Genomic DNA, 16,517 nt, shown 5'->3' on the forward strand with positions numbered 1-16,517 from the left:
ATCAGCGTAATTTCAGTGTTGACAGCCCCAACAGGACCAGCATCATCGTAATAATCCAGAAGCGCACGACAACCTGCGTTTCCTTCCATCCTTTTTGTTCAAAATGATGGTGCAGCGGCGCCATCAGGAAAATCCGCCGCCCCACACCGTATTTCCTCTTCGTATACTTGAAAAATACGACCTGCATCATCACGGAAATCGTCTCGGCAACAAAAATTCCGCCCATGATGCAAAGTACAATCTCCTGCCGCACAATAACGGCGATTGTGCCCAGGGCACCACCCAGTGCCAGCGCACCGACATCCCCCATGAACATCTGCGCCGGATAGGCGTTGAACCAGAGAAAAGCCAACCCGGCTCCTGCCATGGCACCACAGAAAATCAGCAGCTCACCTGCCCCCGGAATAAACGGGATAAACAGATAATGCGCATAGGTAAAATTACCTGTCAGATAAGCAAAAACCCCCAAAGCCGTGCCTACCATGATGGTCGGCATAATAGCCAGGCCGTCGAGCCCGTCTGTCAGATTGACCGCATTACTTGTGCCGACAATGACAAAATAGGTGAGGGCAATAAATCCCCACACGCCAAGCGGATAGCTGATCGTCTTGAAAAAAGGCACGATCAGGTCAGCCTTGGCCGGCAAATCGGCATCCAGCCCTGAGCGAATCCATTCCACGAACAGATTCCAGACTTCCGCATTGCTTTCGCCCGACACACAGAACGCCAGGTAAACGGCCGCGAAAATACCAATCAGGGATTGCCAGAAATATTTCTCCTTGGATGACATCCCCTTGGGATTTTTATGGACCACCTTACGATAGTCATCAACCCACCCGATAGCACCATATCCCAGCGTGACAATGAGTACGACCCAGATGAAGCGGTTGGAAAGATCACACCACAACAAAGTTGAGATACCAATACCAATCAGGATGAGCAGGCCACCCATGGTGGGTGTACCCGATTTGGCAAGATGCGTCTGCGGCCCGTCCTGCCTGACAGCCTGTCCCACCTTGAGGCGGGTCAGAAGCCGGATGACCCAGGGCCCTGCAATAAGCCCGATGGTCAGCGCCGTGAGTGAGGCGAATACCGCACGGAAAGTGATGTATCCGAACATCCTCATCCAGCTGATATCCTGCTGAAATTGTTGTGCCAGCCAATGCAGCATCCGTAATCCCTTATTCTCTCTCTACCAGATTATTCACCACACGCTCCATCTTCATGAAACGGGACCCTTTGACCAGTATCGTTGCAGAAGGCAGCGCAACTTCCCTGAGACTTGCCGTCAGGAGAACCACATCTTCAAAATATCGTGCCTTGTCACCATAGGCGCGTGCCGCATGACGGACCTGTTCGCCCAGCACGAAAAAGTGATCAATCCCTTTTTCCCGGGCATAAGCGCCGATCTCTTCATGAAAGCGCGACCCTTCGTTACCAACTTCCCCCATGTCACCAAGCACCAGTACCCGCGGGGAATCCATCTGCGCGAGTACATCAATCGCGGCAAGAACCGAATCCGGATTGGCATTGTAGGTATCATCAATCAGCCTGGCACCATTTGCCGCCACCTTCTTCTGCAACCGGCCATTCACCGGCAGGAAAGATTCCAGCCCCTTACCAATCACCTCAGCTTCAATGCCTATCGCATGGCAGCATGCCGCAGCGGCCAGCGCATTGTGCGCGTTGTGCTGGCCGATAACAGCCAGTTGCACAGAAACCGCCGTCCCTCCAATATGGATATCCAGCTTGCTGCTGCCTGAATCGTATTGCCCTTTGACAGACGCGCCTTCGTCAAAACCAAAGGTCAGGATTTTTCGCATCCCGGTTTCTTTTGCATATCCTTCCCACAACCCGGAAAACGCATCGCCTGCCGGAAATACAGCAACACCATCAGGTGGCAAGGCCTGTATCACACTGCCATTTTCTTTGGCGACCGCCTCAACATTGAGCATAAACTCCTGGTGTTCGCGCTGGGCATTATTCACAAGCCCGACTGTCGGCTCTGCAATCGCTGCAAGATAAGCAATCTCACCCGGATGATTCATCCCCAGCTCGATCACCGCTGCCCGGTGAGAATCATCCAGCCGGAAAAGCGTCTGTGGCACCCCGATGTCATTATTCAGGTTGCCGGCTGTTGCCAGAAAACGGGCGTCACCATAAGCCGTCCGCAGAATGGCCGCAATCATTTCCTTGACCGTTGTCTTGCCGTTACTGCCGGTTACACCAATAACCGGCAGATCAAAACGGCTGCGCCAGTGTCTTGCCATTTCGCCCAGCGCCAGGCGACTGTCCTTCACAAGCAGCGCAGGCAGTGAAAACCCCTCAGGCAACCGCTCGGCTACGACAGCGGCAACATCTTTGCCAGACACCTCAGGCAGAAAATCATGCGCGTCAAAATTCTCTCCTTTCAACGCCACAAAAAGATTGCCTTTCCCCACAGTCCGCGTATCAGTGGAAACACCATCAAAAACAGCCTTCCCGTGTAGATGGCTGCCGGGAACCCATGTTTGGATTTCATCAAGACTCGTTTTCATGCCGTTCCTTTTTCATGACCTCATACGTGGCCAGCGCCAGCGATGCGTGATCTGCATCAACAAACGGGTGTTTTGCCCCCTTTACCTCCTGATAAGTCTCGTGTCCCTTACCGGCAAGAAAAATCACATCATGGGCAGATGCCTGTTTGACCGCCTGGAGAATAGCCGACGCCCGGTCTTCTATTGTCAGCGCCGGGCGTGTCATACCTGACACAATATCGTCAATAATCTGCTGGGGCACTTCGCTTCGCGGATTGTCACTGGTCACAATGATGTGATCCGCCATCTCGGATACCCGCCCCATATCCTTGCGCTTGCCCCGGTCACGATCGCCACCGCAGCCGAATACACACCAGAGCGCGCCTTTTCTGTCCGTGGCAACCGAACGAAGCGCTTGGAGCCCCTTTTCGAGCGCATCAGGTGTATGGGCATAATCGATCACAACGAGCGGCGCATTCTGCCCCCCAAGCGGCTGCATGCGGCCGGGAGGCGGTTCAAGTGCTGAAACGGCTGAAACCGCAGGCTTCCATTGGACTCCATGTGTCAACAACACGCCCAGAACCCCCAGCACATTGCTGACATTGAAATTGCCGACAAGACGGGTCTGGATCCGGGAATGCCCTTCCCGGGCATCGGCCAGAAATACGGTTCCATTCTGCCGTGCCTGGATTTCGGTAGCGCGCAATACGGGAATACCTTCCATTTTTTCATCCTGAATCGTGTAACCCGATACCGACAACTTCCCGTTGATGGCTGATGCCCATTCCCGGCCTTTGGCGTCATCCAGATTCATTACCGCATGCTTTAACCCTGGCCAGTCAAAGAGTTTTCGCTTAGCCGCTTCATACGCCGCCATATTCTTGTGATAATCCAGATGATCACGGGTGAAATTGGTATAAAGCACCGTATCGATAACAAGACCATTCAAGCGGCACTCCTCGATACCAATCGAAGATGCCTCAATGGCAACACAGGCGACCCCCTCCTCGCGCAACATCGCCAGTTTCCTTTGCAACTGCACCTGATCCGGCGTGGTGTAACCGGTAATTTCCGCCTTGCCGGCATTCCCGTTTTCAAAAACCACGATCCCCAGCGTGCCAATGACTGCCGTCTTTTCTCCCAGACGGGAAAGCGCGCTTCCCAGCCATTGGGTGCAGGAAGTTTTACCGTTTGTGCCGGTAACGGCTACCACATACATAGAGGCAGAAGGGTTGCCATAGTAGGCATCGGCGACAGGACCTGCCAGCGCTTTCAGTCCTTTTACTGCCAGGTGCGGAATGTGCCATTCCGTTTTCCAGTCAAACCCCGCTTCTTCATAAACAATGGCTTTGGCACCATTTTCAATCGCGTGGGCAATATAGCTTCTTCCGTCAGTGGCATCTCCCTGATAGGCAAAGAAAACCGCATCTTTTCCGGCCGATACAATCTCCCGCGAGTCGGAAAAAAGATCACCATTCGGACAGGTTTTGCCAAGCCATTCCGATACAGCGCGAATCTGTGAACGGTTTGTCATAGGCTCTCCCTCGGCCCATCCTGTGGGATCACGATATTGGTTACCGATGAGTCCGGTGTGACATTCATGGTTCTCAGCGTATTGGCCACAATTCTGGAGAAAACAGGTGCCGCCACCATCCCGCCATAATGCTGCCCATTGGAGGGCTCATCGATCATGACGGCAACAATGATCCGCGGATTGGATGCCGGGGCAAAACCGACAAATGACGCGACATACTTGTTGACATACTTGCCGCCTTCAATCTTGTGCGTTGTGCCCGTTTTTCCAGCGACGCGATACCCCGGCACCTGGGAGCGTGGCGCGGTGCCCCCGGGGCCGGAAGCCATTTCCAGCATGTTTCGCACCGCCTTGGCTGTTTTTTCAGAAATGATCTGCTGCCCGACCGGCATGTCATCCACACGAGCCAGCGACAGCGGCACCATATCGCCATTACGGGCAAAAATCATGTAAGAACGCGCCACCTGCATGAGTGAGACCGAAATACCATGACCATAACTCATCGTCGCCTGTTCAATCGGCCGCCATGATTTGTAAGGACGCACCCGACCCGCTGTCGTTCCCGGGAAACCGAATTCGGGCTGCTGGCCAAATCCCAATGCGGTAAACATCTCCCACATTTCTTTTGCTTTCATGTCCAGCGCCAGTTTGGCCGTACCCACATTGGATGACTTCTCAATGACCTGGGAAACAGAAAGCAGCCCATGGGCATGGGCATCACCAATCGTGGCATCCCCGATTACCAGTTTTCCGGGCGCCGTCTGGATTTTTGTCTGCGGTGTCACTTTTCCTTTTTCCAGGGCCAGCGCAACGGTAAACGGCTTCAAGGTTGAGCCCGGCTCATAGGTATCGGTCAAGGCGCGATTACGCAGGCTAACACCTTTTAACTGGCGGCGGTCATTGGGGTTGTAACTTGGCAGATTGGCCAGTGCCAGCACTTCCCCACTCTGGATATCCAGCACAACCACCGCACCAGCCTTTGCCTTGTGCAGGGTAACCGCTTCCTGAAGCTGTTTGAATGCAATGTACTGGATACTGCTGTCGATAGACAGGACCAGGTCGCTGCCATCCCTTGGTTCCTTGATGGCACGCAGGTCTTCCACGATATTGCCCAGGCGATCCTTGATCACGCGTCGGCTGCCGATTGTGCCGGAAAGAACTTTCTGCGATGCGAGCTCCATCCCTTCCTGCCCGATATCCTCCACATTGGTAAAACCCACAATATGCGACATGACCTCGCCTTCCGGGTAATACCGCTTGTATTCCTTTCGTGTGTGGATTCCCTTGATGCCGAGCTTCAAAATGGCGTCAGCCACATCCATCTCAACCTGGCGCTTGAGATAGACAAAAGCACGATCCGAATCGAGCCGTGCACGCAGGTTTTTCTCGCTCATCCCCAACATCTTTGCCAGTTCGCCAAGCTTTTCTTTTGGCTGGGACAGCACATCATCCGGTATCGCCCATATCGCCCTGACAGGAATACTCGAGGCAAGCACGGTTCCGTCCCGATCCGTGATTTTTCCACGGGTGGCCGGTAGCTCCAGTGTCCGCGCATAACGGGATTCACCCTGCTTCTGCAGGAATTCGGTTGAAAGCACCTGCAACCAGAGGGCGCGCGCAATCAGGCACATGAAAATAAAAAAGAGGAAAAACAGAACAATGTGAGACCGCCACTTCGACAGCTTGACCTTCAGCTCAGGCGTATCGGAAAACGACACCCCCTTTGCCGCAGCAACACGTGAATTTCCCGGAAATTTCATCATGCGCATCATTTCGTCGTCACCGTCATGAATCGTGTATTGGCCGGGATGACATGCACCATATTCAGATCGCGCCTGGCGCTACTCTCAATACGGGCATGCTTACCCAGACTTGACTGGTCCAACTGCAATTGGGACCACTCCACTTCCAGTTGCCGGGCCTGTGTCAGTTCAAACTCAAGCTCGACGAAAAGCCGGCGCGACTGATAACGCACATTCACCAGCATCAGCGCGCTTAACAGCAGTGCCACCACCAGAATAATCTGCAAATGCCCGCTTCTCATGTCACCTCCCCGGAGGAAAGCAAAACCCGCTCAACCACACGCAGCATGGCAGAACGGGCCCGGGGGTTGGTCTCGATTTCTGCTAAAGACGGCTTTGCCTTGCCCAGGAGCTTCATATCAGCCTGTGGCAGTTCTGCCGCACGGATCGGCAATCGACGATGCGGCTGCCGGACAGTTGCCCTGTCAGCAAAAAAACGCTTCACGATACGGTCTTCAAGTGAATGAAAACTGATCACCGCCATTCTCCCGTGTAATGACAGACGTCCCCAGGCTTTCGCCAGCCCTACCTCCAGATCCTCAAGTTCCTTGTTGACATGAATCCGTACAGCCTGAAAGGTCCGCGTTGCTGGATCCTTACCTTTCTCGCGCGTTTTAACTGCCTTTGCCACGATGTCGGCAAGTTGCTTCGTCCCAGTGATGGGCGTTGCCGACCGGCCATCAACAATCGCCTTTGCAACCTGAACAGCAAACCGTTCTTCCCCATACTCACGTATTACCTCCGCAATTTTTTCTTCACTCTCTGATGCCAGCCACTGTGCAGCTGAAACACCCCGTGTCGGATCCATGCGCATATCAAGCGGACCATCCAGACGAAAACTGAAGCCGCGATCCGCCGCTTCCACCTGTGGAGATGAAATACCCAGATCCAGCAATATCCCGTCAATTTTTTCAATACCACGCGCGTCAAGCACCACATCCAGATCGGCAAAACTTTCATGCACAATCTCAAAACGCGGATCCTCGAAGCGTTTTGCCACGGCAATCGCCTGGGGGTCCTTGTCAAAGGCAATCAGACGACCACCCTCACCAAGCCTCTCCAGAATCAGGCGGCTGTGACCACCACGACCAAATGTGCCATCAAGATAAACCCCGTGGATGCGCCCGCCTGAAATGGCAAGCGCATCCACGGCCTCTGCGAGCAATACCGAATGGTGTGTCAAATCCGGCATGCCCTGACTCCTGACTGCACTTAAAACGAAAAATTCTGTAATACGTCCGGCATACCAGCAGCGATTGCTTCTGCCTCACTTTCAGCGAGTTTGCCGGCATCCCATATTTCAAAGTGCGACCCCATACCCAGGAGCATCACTTCGCGCGTCAACCCGGCAGCAGAACGCAACTCCGGTGAAATCAGGATCCGCCCGGCGGAATCCATCTCCACATCCGAGGCACTTCCCAGGAAAATGCGCTGCCACGCTCTAGCTGACAACGGCCAGCCAGCTATCTGCTCCCTGTGAATTTCCCATACCGGGCGTGGAAAAAACAGCAGGCATCCATGAGGATGACGCGTAAGCGTGACACGACCCTCGCATTGCAGCGATAATGCATCACGATGCCGGGCCGGAATTGAAATCCGGCCCTTTGCATCGAGACTGATGGAGGACGCACCCTGGAACACACAAACCCCTTAAAAAAACAACCACACTATCTGGATGGAGGCAGGATAATACCCACAAACCCCACAAAACACCACCTTTTCACACTTTCCCCCACTTTAGAGTAAGCGCCCGGCGCTGGTCAAGCGTTTTGGATCAAAAAAACAAAAAAAAATCTTAATGAACTCAACAACTTAGATGCATTTTGCAACAAAAGGCAAAAATAAATACTCATAAAAATTAGCCACTTATAGATCACTGTGAAAGTGCCCTCTCAGGTATAACCATGGTTATCCGACAGACAGTCCTTTTTGTGCCGAAAAAGAGACAGAATGAACAAAGCTGACTCAAATCAATTTTTTCCCAGGAAAAACAGGGGAAAACCGCATCCACTTCAAGTCAAATAGAACCCCGGAAAAAGAAAAAGAGCGCAATGATCAGAAAAAATCATTGCGCTCTTTTAAAGAGAAAAGTAAAAGCAAGCCGATAGGCCGGATTCTGTTACGGCAACCGGAAAACCGGTTGCTATGACAGCCATTCATCTAGGCGCCGGATTACTCCGACACTCGAGCTTCCTACCCGCACGCTTAACGGGCCGCCTCATTGCGTGCCTACTTGGAATTGCACCAGGTGGAGGTTACCGCGTTTCACCGTAACTTAATACGCTCGTCTCTGTGGCCCTTTTCCTCGCCTTATACCTTGCGGCTTTCAGCGGACGGCCGTTAGCCGTCACCCTGCCCTGTGGTGTCCGGACCTTCCTCCCGTCACGATTGTGACCAGCGGCTGTCTGGCTTGCTTTCACTGGTATTGTACCGCGAGTTGCTGGCGGGCTGTCACTCAGTTGTAATCGCCCCAGGTAACCGTCCGCATGACCACGCGATAAATCACATGCGCGGCGCCATACCAGAAGCGCCTGTACCAGGGTATTTTATTGAAATCATCAAGATGAATTTCCTCGGCTTCCGCTACGCCACTGAAAATACGTTCGCACAGCGTCGCGGCAAATTCCGTATCGCGGACAACCACATTGGCTTCATGGTTGATAAAAAGACTCAGCCCGTCACAGTTGCTGGAACCAACAGTCGCCCAGACGCCATCGACCACCGCTACCTTGCCGTGCAATTGCGTCTTGCGATATTCATAAATCCGCACCCCGTTTTTCAGCAATTTCGGGAAAAAGGATTTGGCAATGGCATCCTGCCACCAGAACTCTCCGATTCCAATCAACAGGGTAACCTTTACCCCCCGTCCGGCAGCAGAAACAAGCGCTGCCCGAAATTTCCGGCCAGGAGAAAAATAAGGCGTTGCCAGCACGATTTCCCGGCGGGCCCGTCCCATGGCTCGCAGGTACGCGCGCTGGATGGTCCGACGGTTGCGGAAGTTGTCCCTCACGACAAATCCGGCCAGTGACACCTTGGCAATGGCAAACGTTCGTTTAAAGGAAGTCCGGTACTGACGCAGGCGATTGCGAATCGGCATATGCCCGACCCGCTCCCAGAAAGCCTCCACTTCCTGCTGAATCAGATTCAGTATGGGCCCCTCAATCAGGACCGCAAAATCCCAGCGCGGCGCGTTTAAAAAGCGCTGCTTCTTGCTGTAGTCGTAGCGAAAATCATCCAGAATATTAATGCCGCCCACAAAGGCATGCTGATGATCAATCACACAGACCTTCCGGTGCTGCCGTGCCAGTCCGCGGTAAAACCAGGGGTTGAACACCCGGAAATGCACACCGGCTTTTTCAAATTCCCGCCTGAGCAGCCGGCACAGCCTCATCCCGGTGCCGAACCAGTCGGTAATGACATGGACATATACTCCCCTTGACGCCGCCTGCTGAAGGGCACGCATGACCGTCCTGCCGACCTCGTCAGGATAAAAAATATAGGTTTCAAAATAGATTTCTGTCTGGGCCTGGTTGATCTGTCTGATCAGTTCGGGGAAATATTCCTTCCCACTGTCCAAAAGCGTCAGATGATTGTCAGAAACCAGTGAACCAGGGCGCACCAGCATAAGCGACCCGTTCACCTGGTGCAACAGGCTGTATCGGCCTGTTGCATGTTATTCCATTGTCAGTGAAGCCACGATCGGCGCGTGATCCGATACCTTGGCCCAGCGGCGGCCATGCATGACCGTGGCAGCATCCACCCTGAAACCCCGGATATAGATACGATCCAGGGGAAAAAAGGGAAATGCGGCAGGAAAAGTGCGTGCAGGCTGCGGTTTTGGGGTTCTTCCCGTCAGCCTTCTGAGATAGGACCCGACCCCCTTTTTAGGGGGATTGCTGTCAAAAACCTCTTTAACATCAAGCGCATCCCGAATGTCGTCTGACAAGTGGTTGCCCCAGTCATTAAAGTCACCGGCAATAATAATCGGCTCGTTTTTCGGCACCGTGCGGCTGACATTATCAATCAGCATCTGCGTCTGTCGGCGGCGGCTTCCTTCCAGAAGGCCGAGATGAACCACATAGCAATGCACCTTGGTCTGAGGCGTCTGAAGGATACAGTGCAAAAGTCCCCGGGATTCCAGTGCATGATCGGAGATATCGTGGTTATCCTGCGAAATAATCGGATAAGCGCTTAACAGCGCATTGCCGTGATGCCCATGGTTATAGACCGCATTTTTGCCATATGCCGAATGATGATACTCACCGGCCAGAAATTCATGTTGCGCTTCATCCGGCCACTCCCTGGCCTGGCTCAAGGCCAGCCAGTCATGGCGCCCCTGCACTTCCTGAAGAAAAATGACATCCGCTGCCAGCAATGACATGGATTTCTTTAAATCATGAACGCGCGGGAGACCTGCCACAGATGAGACACCCTTATGGATGTTATACGTTGCGATTCGTAATTTCATAATACGCTGGCGTTGTCCTGTTGCTATTTACCTGACACGCAGACTGCCGATTCCTCAATGGACAGCGCCGGGCCAGAAACAATTGCCAAAAAAGAAACTATATAGCGATATTTTACATCAAATCAAATAATTATGCGAAATCATCCTCTCCTGGCAGAAAGACAATGATATCGCCGGTATGGTGCGCATGAGCCACTATTTCATGGATAATACCGTCTGATCGGAAAATTTGATAATAAAGCGCTTTCATGCGAATTCTGTACTCCCTTGTCTGGTGGCTGATTCTTCCCTTTGCTCTCTTCCGCTTATGGTGGCGAGGGAGAAAGGAGCCCGGTTATCGCATGCACATTGCCGAACGCCTGGGGTTCTATCCGCCTCCCTCGATTGCTGCCGGCTGCCTGTGGGTACATGCTGTTTCTGTCGGTGAAACCCGTGCAGCCGAACCCCTCATACAGGCTTTGCTTGCGGCCTGGCCTGAGAAAGACATCCTGCTGACCTGCATGACACCAACCGGCCGTGCAACGGGAAAGGAACTGTTCGGAAACCATCCGAAAATCATGCAGGCTTATCTTCCCTACGATACCGGATTCATGATGCACCGCCTTATTACGCACTTTCACCCGCGCACCTGTATTCTTATGGAAACCGAAATCTGGCCCAATCTGATCGCACAATGTAAGGCGCATCACATTCCTGTGGCACTAGTCAATGCCCGCCTGTCCGAGCGCTCACTCAAAAAAGGAAAACGCCTGCCCGCCTTGATACAGGAAGCCGCTGATGGTATCAGTTGCGTTGCAGCACAAACGGAAACCGACGCCAGGCGGTTGAGACAATTCGGCTCACGCCATGTCACGGTTGCAGGCAGCGTCAAATTTGATGCAACACCGCCGGAAGATGCTGTCAAAAAAGGACACCAGCTTCGGACTGCGATTGGAAACCGCCCTGTCCTGATGTGCGCCAGCACCCGGGATGGTGAAGAAACGCTGATTCTGGATGCCCTTGCCGCCCTGAAACCTTCCACAACCCTGCTGCTCATGGTTCCCCGTCATCCCCAACGGTTCAATGAAGTGGCCAACATGCTTTCTGCCAGAAAGCTGTCTTATGTGCGGCGCTCCGGCTTAACTGCCGATTTTGAACCGATTTCACCTGATATTCAGGTGCTCCTGGGTGATTCGATGGGGGAAATGTTCACTTATTACGCCGCATCGGATGTGGCCTTTATCGGCGGCAGCCTGGCGCCGCTTGGCGGCCAGAACCTGATCGAGGCCTGCGCACTCGGCATACCGGTCATTATCGGCCCGCACACCTTCAATTTCGAGGCGATTACCGAAGACGCCGTAGCGGAAAGCGCAGCCATTCGTATCCACTCGGCGCCGGAACTCATGCAGCAGGCAAAACAGCTGCTTGAACATCCGGAAAATTGTCACCGCATGGGAGAAAAGGCACAACAATTCGCCCGTCGCCAGCGGGGAGCTACCGAGCGGACACTGGACATTCTCAGGCCATTTCTGGATGATCGTCAAACAGGTCCTGCGGCTGCCCGTAAGGAATAACAAAAATCAGCGTCGTTCCGGCGTCACTGCTTTCAATGGAAAATTCGCCATGCAACATGCTGATCCGTTCACGGATACCGGCGAGCCCGAAGGATTTGACCTTGCGGTTGCGCACCTTCGGCAGGCCGACACCATTGTCACTCACGCGCAGTACAAGCCGGTTTGCCTCCGTTGAAAGATCAATCCTGACATGGGTTGCCTTTGCGTGACGCACTACATTGGTCAGTGTTTCCTGCAATACCCGGAAAAGTACGGTTGAGGGCTCATCATCAAGTGAGAGATTTTCATCCGTCGTATGAAATTCGCACCAGATGCCGTTGCGGCGTTCAAAATCTCTCGCCTGCCATTCGAGTGACGGCACCAGGCCAAGATCCAGCACCGCCGGACGCAGGTTGTTGATAATGGTCCTGACACTCTTCACCGTGGAATCCACATGCTTGAGGATCTTGTCAACACGCCCCTCCCGCCAGGCGGCCACATTATTGCTTTCATCCTTGAGCAGCGACACCTCAATGCGCAATGCCAGCAGATAATGCCAGCAGATACTGGCCCAGCTCATCGTGAATTTCCCGGGCAATGTGTTTTCGCTCGTCTTCCCGAATGCGCTCCTGATGGTCAATCAGTTCGCGCAATTCATCATGATTGACCGGTTCCGGTTCCATATCCTGCAAAATCAGACAGCGATGAAATGTTTGCGGTAATAGCACAGTTCCTCAATGGATTCCTTGATATCCGCAAGCGCCGTATGTTTCTGGTGTTTCTTGAAGTTAGCCGCAACATCCGGTTTCCAGCGGCGGCATAACTCCTTGAGGGTCGACACATCCAGGTTGCGATAATGGAAATAGGCTTCCAGACGCGGCATACCGCGCACCATAAAGCGCCGGTCCTGGCAGATCGTATTGCCGCACATGGGCGACTTGCCTTTCGGCACCCAGGGTTTCAGAAAATCGATGATGATATCTTCGGCTGCCGCTTCCGAGATGGTCGACGCCTTGACACGCTCGGTCAGACCGGAACGCCCGTGCGTCCCCTTGTTCCAGGCATCCATCTTGTCAAGAACCGCATCCGGCTGGTGAATGGCAAGCACCGGCCCTTCCGCCAGGATATTGAGTTCGGAATCCGTGACGATAACGGCAATCTCAATAATCGCATCGGTATCCGGGTCCAGGCCGGTCATTTCCATATCGACCCAGATCAGGTTGAATTCATTCGGATGTGACGGTGTCGTCAAAACCTGATCTGATCCGGGTTGCAAATCTTCTGCTTGTGACATAATTCGATCCTTGTAGGCTTAATTCATGCATTTTCTCACAAGGATAAAATGACATCACATGCTTTTACGCTGATTTTTGTTTTTTTTCTTGCCGCCACCCTTTCTGTCAGACTCTGGCTGTCTCTGCGGCAGATAAAACATGTCACCGCGCATCGCGACCAGGTTCCTGCCCAATTTGCTGCAGATATCTCCCTTCCCGCTCACCAGAAAGCGGCGGATTATACGCTGGCCAAACGCCGCTTTGCCATCAGGATGATGTTTGTTGATGCCTTTGTCCTGCTGTGTTTCACGCTTTTCGGCGGTCTGGAATACCTGGCAGAATGGGTCCTTGCCATCGCCGGCCCGTCGATGGGGTACCAGCTTGGTCTTTTAGCCGCTTTTGCCATCATTTCCGGCCTGATTGATCTGCCCTTTGATTACTATGGCCAGTTTGTCATTGAAGAAAAATTCGGCTTTAACAACATGTCGCCAGGACTTTTTTTCACTGACCTGGCCAAAAGCAGCATGATGGGCATCATCATCGGCCTGCCGATGGCATGGCTGATCCTTCTCATCATGGGGAAAGCCGGCAACTGGTGGTGGGTCTACGCCTGGATTCTCTGGAATGTGTTCCAACTGCTCATGATGGTGCTGTATCCAACCCTGATTGCGCCGCTTTTCAACAAATTTTCCCCGCTGGAAGACGGTGCCATGCGTACCCGCATCGAAGGCCTTTTAAAAAGAACCGGCTTCACATCAAACGGCCTCTTTGTCATGGATGGGTCAAAACGCAGCGCCCACGGCAATGCCTATTTCACCGGATTCGGCGCCGCCAAGCGTATCGTTTTTTTCGATACCCTGCTCTCCCGCCTGTCACCTCCCGAGGTTGAAGCCGTACTGGCACACGAGCTGGGCCATTTCCGCCTGAAACACATTATCAAACGCATGATCCTCATGGGCATCACCTCTTTGGGTTTCCTCGCACTTTTAGGCTACCTGAAAACACAGGACTGGTTTTATCTCGGACTGGGTGTCAACCCTTCTTTGACAACAGGCAATGACGCGATGGCGCTTCTGCTTTTTGCGCTGACACTCCCGATCTTCACCTTCTTTTTTTCCCCCTGCTTTCTCTCAGTTCGCGCAAGCATGAATTCGAGGCGGATGCTTTTGCCTCGCAGTATGCCAATGCCGAAGACCTGGTGTCGGCACTGGTGAGAATGTATGAGGATAACGCCTCGACGCTGACCCCTGATCCATTGTATTCTGCCTTTTATGACTCCCATCCGCCCGCCAGCATTCGTATAGACAGGTTACTCGGCAAGACATGACCCGATCCTTGAAAAAAGCACGCATTATTGCAGCCCATGGCCGCCACTATCTGGCAGAGCAGGACGGTGAACTCATACTGAGCGTGACACGGGGAAAAAAAAGCAATGTTGCGGTTGGCGACTATGTGATGGTCGCCCCCACAGCCAAGGGGCAGGCGGTCATTGAATCCATTGAGGAACGTGAGACCCTGCTCTTTCGCTCGGACCAGTTCAAGTCCAAACTGCTTGCCGCCAATGTCACCCAGCTCTTTATTGTGGTGGCAACCGAGCCCGGCTTTGCCGATGACCTGATTTCACGCGCACTGGTTGCCACTGAAGCAGTGGGCATCAAAGCCCACCTGATCCTGAACAAAATCGATATCGCCAACGCATTGCCAAAGGCGCGTGAACGCCTGCAGCTGTATGCCGGTCTCGGCTATCTGATGCATGAAATTTCCGCTACCGCAGAACCGGAAGCCACCCGGCAGACACTGATTCCCCTGGTTGAAAACCAGATCACCATCCTGATCGGGCAATCCGGCATGGGCAAATCATCCATCATCAATATCCTTATCCCCGGCGTGGATATTGCCACCCGCGAAATTTCAGCGGCCCTGGATTCGGGCAAACACACCACAACCTTCACGCGCCTGTACCGGATGAATGAGCATACCGCCCTGATTGATTCACCCGGGTTTCAGGAATTCGGCCTGTACCATCTCGATAAGGAAGCACTTGAACAGGCGTTCAGGGAATTCCGCCCCCATCTCGGACACTGCCGCTTCCACAATTGCCGGCATCTGGCCGAACCCGGCTGCGCCATACTGGAAGCAGTAGAAGCGGGGGGTATCTCACCCATGCGGCATCGCCTGTACACACAACTTCTTCACGAAGCCTCCCAGAAGGTATACTGAGGGCAACAGGTGATCTGCCACAAAAAACAGTTTGTCACTACAGCGCTGGCAGCGGCATTGCTGTAATATGAACAAATCTAATATAATCAGTAATTTAATTACCCCGGTGTCCGCTTTTTCGGCCCGGCATGTCATGTATGACAATCAAACACTATTTGCAATTTTCCGACTTTTCTCTGGCTGAGTATGAATATCTGATTGAACGGGCCCGCATCATCAAAGCCCGCTTCAAAAATTACGAAGCCTACCATCCATTACTTGATCGCACCCTGGTGATGGTATTTGAGAAAAGCTCAACCAGAACCCGCCTTTCTTTCGAGGCAGGCATGGCGCAGCTCGGCGGAACGGCCATCTACCTGAATACACGGGACAGCCAGCTTGGGCGCGGAGAACCTGTTGAAGATGCCGCACAGGTGATGTCCAGAATGTGCGATGTCATCATGATCCGCACTTTCGGACATGACATCATTGAACGCTTTGCCGCTTATTCCCGGGTACCGGTCATCAACGGGCTGACCAATGAACATCACCCCTGCCAGGTACTGGCCGATGTGTTCACCTTTATCGAACAACGTCAGGTCATTCGCGGAAAAACAGTGGCCTGGATTGGTGACGCCAACAATATGCTGTATTCCTGGCTGCAGGCCGCCAAGATTTTCGGATTCCACGTCAATGTCTCTACCCCGAAGGGGTATGACATCAATTATGATCTGGTTTCCCCTGAGCATGACTACTTCACCCTTTTTGACGATCCGGCAAAAGCCTGTGAGGGCGCCCACCTCGTCACGACCGATGTCTGGACCAGCATGGGTTTCGAGGAAGAAAATGCCGAACGCATGAAAGCATTTGATGGCTGGTGTGTTGATGCCGAGAAAATGCGCCGTGCAGCGCCCGATGCGCTCTTCATGCATTGCCTTCCTGCCCATCGGGGAGAGGAAGTCACCGCGGACGTAATCGATGGCCCGCAATCTGTTGTGTGGGACGAGGCGGAAAACCGTCTGCATGTCCAGAAAGCACTCCTGGAATACCTCGTTTTGGACAGGATCTGATACCCCGTATTCCCGTTTGTCGCGAATAAGCATAAAATGCTGATCATACGGCCATGATGTCTGTGCGTTAACATACATCATTACGGCGTGCCTTTTCAAACTGAAACAAGTGAAAGCAAGAC

The 16,517-nt window shown here is 53.1% G+C and carries 15 protein-coding genes, 1 other RNA gene and 1 pseudogene; 4 read left to right on the forward strand and 13 right to left on the reverse strand.

Annotation, left to right across the window (positions count from 1 at the left end; genetic code table 11):
* Position 1 precedes the first annotated feature (1 nt).
* The 10 genes from mraY to NB640_RS05760 form a co-directional block, all read right to left on the reverse strand.
* Positions 2-1,171: a phospho-N-acetylmuramoyl-pentapeptide-transferase gene (mraY, locus tag NB640_RS05715; RefSeq protein WP_269310237.1), complete on the reverse strand. Its 1,170-nt coding sequence runs from the start codon at positions 1,169-1,171 to the stop codon at positions 2-4.
* A gap of 10 nt (positions 1,172-1,181) precedes the next feature.
* Positions 1,182-2,537 (reverse strand): UDP-N-acetylmuramoyl-tripeptide--D-alanyl-D-alanine ligase, encoded by a 1,356-nt coding sequence (locus NB640_RS05720; RefSeq protein ID WP_269310238.1) that lies wholly within the window; start codon positions 2,535-2,537, stop codon positions 1,182-1,184.
* On the reverse strand, positions 2,521-4,050 hold the full coding sequence (locus tag NB640_RS05725; protein WP_269310239.1) for a UDP-N-acetylmuramoyl-L-alanyl-D-glutamate--2,6-diaminopimelate ligase: 1,530 nt from the start codon (positions 4,048-4,050) through the stop codon (positions 2,521-2,523). The genes NB640_RS05720 and NB640_RS05725 overlap by 17 nt, the downstream gene beginning before the upstream one ends.
* Positions 4,047-5,822: a peptidoglycan D,D-transpeptidase FtsI family protein gene (locus NB640_RS05730; protein ID WP_269310240.1), complete on the reverse strand. Its 1,776-nt coding sequence runs from the start codon at positions 5,820-5,822 to the stop codon at positions 4,047-4,049. Before NB640_RS05730 ends, NB640_RS05725 begins: the two co-directional genes overlap by 4 nt.
* Entirely contained in the window at positions 5,819-6,094 is a 276-nt protein-coding gene (ftsL, locus tag NB640_RS05735; protein ID WP_269310241.1) for a cell division protein FtsL, read from the reverse strand. The genes NB640_RS05730 and ftsL overlap by 4 nt, the downstream gene beginning before the upstream one ends.
* Entirely contained in the window at positions 6,091-7,044 is a 954-nt protein-coding gene (gene rsmH, locus NB640_RS05740) for a 16S rRNA (cytosine(1402)-N(4))-methyltransferase RsmH (protein ID WP_269310242.1), read from the reverse strand. Before rsmH ends, ftsL begins: the two co-directional genes overlap by 4 nt.
* 20 nt (positions 7,045-7,064) lie before the next feature.
* Entirely contained in the window at positions 7,065-7,493 is a 429-nt protein-coding gene (gene mraZ / locus NB640_RS05745) for a division/cell wall cluster transcriptional repressor MraZ (protein ID WP_269310243.1), read from the reverse strand.
* Between the two features lie 448 nt (positions 7,494-7,941).
* Positions 7,942-8,269, reverse strand: an RNA gene (rnpB, locus tag NB640_RS05750) — RNase P RNA component class A.
* A 38-nt stretch (positions 8,270-8,307) separates the two neighbouring features.
* A complete protein-coding gene (gene clsB / locus NB640_RS05755; protein WP_269310244.1) occupies positions 8,308-9,477 on the reverse strand; it encodes a cardiolipin synthase ClsB in 1,170 nt (389 codons plus the stop codon).
* A 48-nt stretch (positions 9,478-9,525) separates the two neighbouring features.
* The gene (locus NB640_RS05760) at positions 9,526-10,320 is read right to left on the reverse strand and encodes an endonuclease/exonuclease/phosphatase family protein (RefSeq protein WP_269310245.1); all 795 of its coding nucleotides are present in this window, start codon (positions 10,318-10,320) and stop codon (positions 9,526-9,528) included.
* 248 nt (positions 10,321-10,568) lie between these two features.
* On the opposite strand from NB640_RS05760, the gene waaA reads away from it, so the two are divergent.
* Positions 10,569-11,873, forward strand: a complete 1,305-nt coding sequence (gene waaA, locus NB640_RS05765; RefSeq protein ID WP_269310246.1) for a lipid IV(A) 3-deoxy-D-manno-octulosonic acid transferase — start codon at positions 10,569-10,571, stop codon at positions 11,871-11,873.
* Here the strand turns inward: waaA and NB640_RS05770 are convergent.
* From NB640_RS05770 to orn, 3 genes are read right to left on the reverse strand one after another with little or no spacing between them, the layout of a single operon-like run.
* On the reverse strand, positions 11,818-12,432 hold the full coding sequence (locus NB640_RS05770) for a sensor histidine kinase (protein ID WP_269310247.1): 615 nt from the start codon (positions 12,430-12,432) through the stop codon (positions 11,818-11,820). The genes waaA and NB640_RS05770 overlap by 56 nt on opposite strands.
* On the reverse strand, positions 12,383-12,535 hold the full coding sequence (locus NB640_RS05775; RefSeq protein ID WP_269310248.1) for a histidine kinase: 153 nt from the start codon (positions 12,533-12,535) through the stop codon (positions 12,383-12,385). The genes NB640_RS05770 and NB640_RS05775 overlap by 50 nt, the downstream gene beginning before the upstream one ends.
* Positions 12,536-12,546: 11 nt before the next feature.
* Entirely contained in the window at positions 12,547-13,146 is a 600-nt protein-coding gene (orn, locus tag NB640_RS05780; RefSeq protein WP_269310249.1) for an oligoribonuclease, read from the reverse strand.
* Between the two features lie 48 nt (positions 13,147-13,194).
* Between orn and NB640_RS05785 the strand changes: the two are divergent.
* The 3 genes and pseudogenes from NB640_RS05785 (at position 13,195) to argF (ending at position 16,395) form a co-directional block, all read left to right on the forward strand.
* A pseudogene (locus NB640_RS05785) lies at positions 13,195-14,453 on the forward strand (M48 family metallopeptidase).
* Positions 14,450-15,346, forward strand: a complete 897-nt coding sequence (rsgA, locus tag NB640_RS05790) for a ribosome small subunit-dependent GTPase A (RefSeq protein ID WP_269310250.1) — start codon at positions 14,450-14,452, stop codon at positions 15,344-15,346. Before NB640_RS05785 ends, rsgA begins: the two are co-directional and overlap by 4 nt.
* A 137-nt stretch (positions 15,347-15,483) precedes the next feature.
* Positions 15,484-16,395 carry an ornithine carbamoyltransferase gene (gene argF, locus NB640_RS05795; RefSeq protein WP_269310251.1) on the forward strand — a complete coding sequence of 304 codons (912 nt, stop codon included), beginning with the start codon at positions 15,484-15,486 and terminating at the stop codon, positions 16,393-16,395.
* The last annotated feature ends 122 nt before the right edge of the window (positions 16,396-16,517 follow it).

It is taken from the genome of Oxalobacter vibrioformis, from assembly GCF_027118995.1.
GTDB classification, from domain to species: Bacteria; Pseudomonadota; Gammaproteobacteria; order Burkholderiales; family Burkholderiaceae_D; genus Oxalobacter; species Oxalobacter vibrioformis.

Bases quoted from the DNA above. Each gene is read 5' to 3' on its own strand.
- mraY (WP_269310237.1), bottom strand. From the start codon at position 1,171: ATGCTGCATTGGCTGGCACAACAATTTCAGCAGGATATCAGCTGGATG.
- NB640_RS05720 (WP_269310238.1), bottom strand. From the start codon at position 2,537: ATGAAAACGAGTCTTGATGAAATCCAAACATGGGTTCCCGGCAGCCAT.
- NB640_RS05725 (WP_269310239.1), bottom strand. From the start codon at position 4,050: ATGACAAACCGTTCACAGATTCGCGCTGTATCGGAATGGCTTGGCAAA.
- NB640_RS05730 (WP_269310240.1), bottom strand. From the start codon at position 5,822: ATGATGCGCATGATGAAATTTCCGGGAAATTCACGTGTTGCTGCGGCA.
- ftsL (WP_269310241.1), bottom strand. From the start codon at position 6,094: ATGAGAAGCGGGCATTTGCAGATTATTCTGGTGGTGGCACTGCTGTTA.
- rsmH (WP_269310242.1), bottom strand. From the start codon at position 7,044: ATGCCGGATTTGACACACCATTCGGTATTGCTCGCAGAGGCCGTGGAT.
- clsB (WP_269310244.1), bottom strand. From the start codon at position 9,477: ATGCTGGTGCGCCCTGGTTCACTGGTTTCTGACAATCATCTGACGCTT.
- NB640_RS05760 (WP_269310245.1), bottom strand. From the start codon at position 10,320: ATGAAATTACGAATCGCAACGTATAACATCCATAAGGGTGTCTCATCT.
- waaA (WP_269310246.1), top strand. From the start codon at position 10,569: ATGCGAATTCTGTACTCCCTTGTCTGGTGGCTGATTCTTCCCTTTGCT.
- NB640_RS05770 (WP_269310247.1), bottom strand. From the start codon at position 12,432: ATGAGCTGGGCCAGTATCTGCTGGCATTATCTGCTGGCATTGCGCATT.
- NB640_RS05775 (WP_269310248.1), bottom strand. From the start codon at position 12,535: ATGGAACCGGAACCGGTCAATCATGATGAATTGCGCGAACTGATTGAC.
- orn (WP_269310249.1), bottom strand. From the start codon at position 13,146: ATGTCACAAGCAGAAGATTTGCAACCCGGATCAGATCAGGTTTTGACG.
- rsgA (WP_269310250.1), top strand. From the start codon at position 14,450: ATGACCCGATCCTTGAAAAAAGCACGCATTATTGCAGCCCATGGCCGC.
- argF (WP_269310251.1), top strand. From the start codon at position 15,484: ATGACAATCAAACACTATTTGCAATTTTCCGACTTTTCTCTGGCTGAG.